General features: G+C 54.3%; 3 protein-coding genes. All 3 read left to right on the forward strand.

All coding sequences use genetic code 11. The features are described 5' to 3' along the window. Positions 1-917: peptidylprolyl isomerase (locus KDK13_RS09940; RefSeq protein ID WP_257284825.1), on the forward strand; the 917-nt coding region annotated here is incomplete at its 5' end. Between the two features lies 1 nt (position 918). Continuing rightward, positions 919-1,932, forward strand: a complete 1,014-nt coding sequence (gene pdxA / locus KDK13_RS09945; RefSeq protein WP_257284826.1) for a 4-hydroxythreonine-4-phosphate dehydrogenase PdxA — start codon at positions 919-921, stop codon at positions 1,930-1,932. A gap of 124 nt (positions 1,933-2,056) precedes the next feature. Beyond that, a partial coding sequence (locus tag KDK13_RS09950; protein ID WP_306671073.1) for an rRNA adenine dimethyltransferase family protein occupies positions 2,057-2,471 on the forward strand: 415 nt, incomplete at its 3' end.

The following is a 2,471-nucleotide window of genomic DNA, read 5'->3' on the forward strand; positions in this document are numbered from 1 at the left end:
ACGGTCTGTCGTTCAGCCAGGCCCGTGAGGAAATTCGCCGGGAAATGATTCTTAACCGGGTTCGCCAGCGCCAGGTTGCCCAGCGTGTTCAGGTCAGCGAACAGGAAATTGATAACTTCCTGAGTTCTCCCGAAGGACTGGCGCAAATGCAGACCGAATATCGTCTGGCCCATATTCTGATTGCCACACCGGATAATGCCACACCGGACCAGATCCAGAGCGCAGAACGTCGTGCCAATGACCTGTCCGGACAACTTCGCCAGGGGGCAGACTTTCAGGCCATAGCCATTGCCAACTCCCAGGGACAGAATGCCCTGGAAGGCGGCGACCTGGGCTGGCGAAAAGCTGACCAGCTCCCCACCCTGTTTGCTGAGCAGGCTGTTAAAATGTCCACGGGACAGACATCCGCAGCGATTCGCAGCCCTGCCGGTTTCCATATCTTCAAACTGATGGACACCAGGGGTGATAAAAAGGTGGTTCAGAGCCAGGTTCATGTCCGGCATATCCTGATCAAGCCAAATGAAATTCGCACCAACCTTGAGTCACAGATGCAGGCGGAGAAACTGTACGAACGGGTTCAGGCGGGTGAAGCGTTCAGTGAGCTTGCCAGAGCGTATTCCGACGATACCGCTTCTGCGCTCAACGGTGGCGATATGGGATGGATTTCTCCGGACACACTGGTTCCTGAATTCCAGACCGTAATGAACATCATTCCGGAAAAAGTCGTCAGCGAGCCATTTCGAACCACCTACGGCTGGCATATTCTTGAAGTGCTGGGCAAGCGACAGTCTGACATCAGCACCCAGGTTCGCCGCAACCAGGTAAGGGAACTGCTTGGCAATCGCAAGTTTGAGGAAGAACTGCAAGTCTGGCTTCGGGAAATCCGTGACCAGGCCTACGTTGAGATTCAGCTCTGACATGACAGGTACAACTGCCTTAACCCAATCTGTTTCCCGGCTGGTGGTAACCGCCGGGGAGCCTGCCGGTATCGGCCCCGACCTTTGCCTGATGCTGGCGACTCAGGGCCATGTTTTTTCAAGACCGGTACAGCTGGTGATAGCGGCCGATCCGGAGCTATTGGCACATCGGGCAAAACAGCTGGGTCTCTCAGTTGACCTGCAACACTTCAACCCGGATATCAGGGAACCTGCCGGGGCAAACACCCTGCTTGTTGCCCCGGTCTCCATGGCTACTCCCGCAACCGCAGGGTCTGTTGACCCCGCTAACGGTCAATATGTTCTCGATACCCTGAAGTTGGCACTGCATGGCTGCATGGACGGCCTCTTCGATGGGATGGTGACAGGCCCTGTCCATAAAGAAGTCATCAATAACGCCGGTATTCCCTTCAGTGGCCACACTGAGTTTCTTGCTGAACAGACCCACACCGAAAAGGTTGTAATGATGCTGGCTACCGAGGGCCTAAGGGTTGCCCTGGCGACCACCCATTTGCCCCTTTCAGAGGTTTCTTCAGCGATCACCCATGGCTCCCTGACCCAGGTTATCCATATTCTTCATCGGGAGTTACGGGATAAGTTTGCGATCAGCACGCCTCATATCCTTGTCTGTGGACTGAACCCCCATGCCGGTGAGGGTGGCCACCTGGGAATGGAAGAGATTGAAACCATTATTCCCGTTCTGCACCATTGCAGGGCGCAGGGGATGAACCTGACCGGCCCCTTACCCGCTGACACGCTGTTCAATCCAAAGCTATTGCAACAAGCTGACGCCGTATTGGCCATGTATCATGACCAGGGATTACCTGTTCTCAAATACAAGGGCTTTGGCAAGGCCGTCAATATCACCCTTGGACTTCCTGTTGTACGCACCTCTGTCGATCATGGTACCGCCCTTGATCTTGCGGCCACAGGAAACATTGATTCCGGCAGTTTGTACACCGCCATTGAAACAGCGCTGGATATGGCTTCCCCCTGACCAGACTTCTGGAAAAAACGGCAGTCGGGGGTTATTATTGCCGGTTTGACCGGTAGCCATGTCATCGTTTTATCATGGCTGATGGGTCCTCGACAGTTTCTCCCCCGGATGAGCAATACTCTTCATGCCCCAGACAGACGTTCCTTACCATAAGGCCCGCAAACGTTTCGGCCAGAACTTTCTTCACGATCATGGCGTTATCGGTGAGATCGTGGCGTCGATCAACCCAAAACAGGGTGAGCATCTGGTTGAGATTGGTCCCGGCCAAGGTGCCCTGACCGCCGACGTTCTTGAACGTGCTGGTGGACTGGATGTCGTGGAGCTGGACAGGGACCTGATTCCCACCCTGCTCCTGCGCTTTGGCCTGAACCCGAACTTTCATATTCACGAAGCCGATGCACTGAAGTTTGATTTTGCCAGCCTGAAAACCGATGAACGACCGCTGCGAATCATTGGCAACCTGCCTTACAACATTTCGACCCCGCTGATATTTCACCTGTTGCGCTTTGAAAGCATGATTCAGGATATGCATTTCATGC

The sequence above is a fragment of the Endozoicomonas sp. SESOKO1 genome, assembly GCF_024606265.1.
GTDB lineage: Bacteria > Pseudomonadota > Gammaproteobacteria > Pseudomonadales > Endozoicomonadaceae > Endozoicomonas.

What these genes read in the sequence shown, in the direction of transcription:
- pdxA (WP_257284826.1), top strand. Translation starts at nt 919, where the DNA reads ATGACAGGTACAACTGCCTTAACCCAATCTGTTTCCCGGCTGGTGGTA.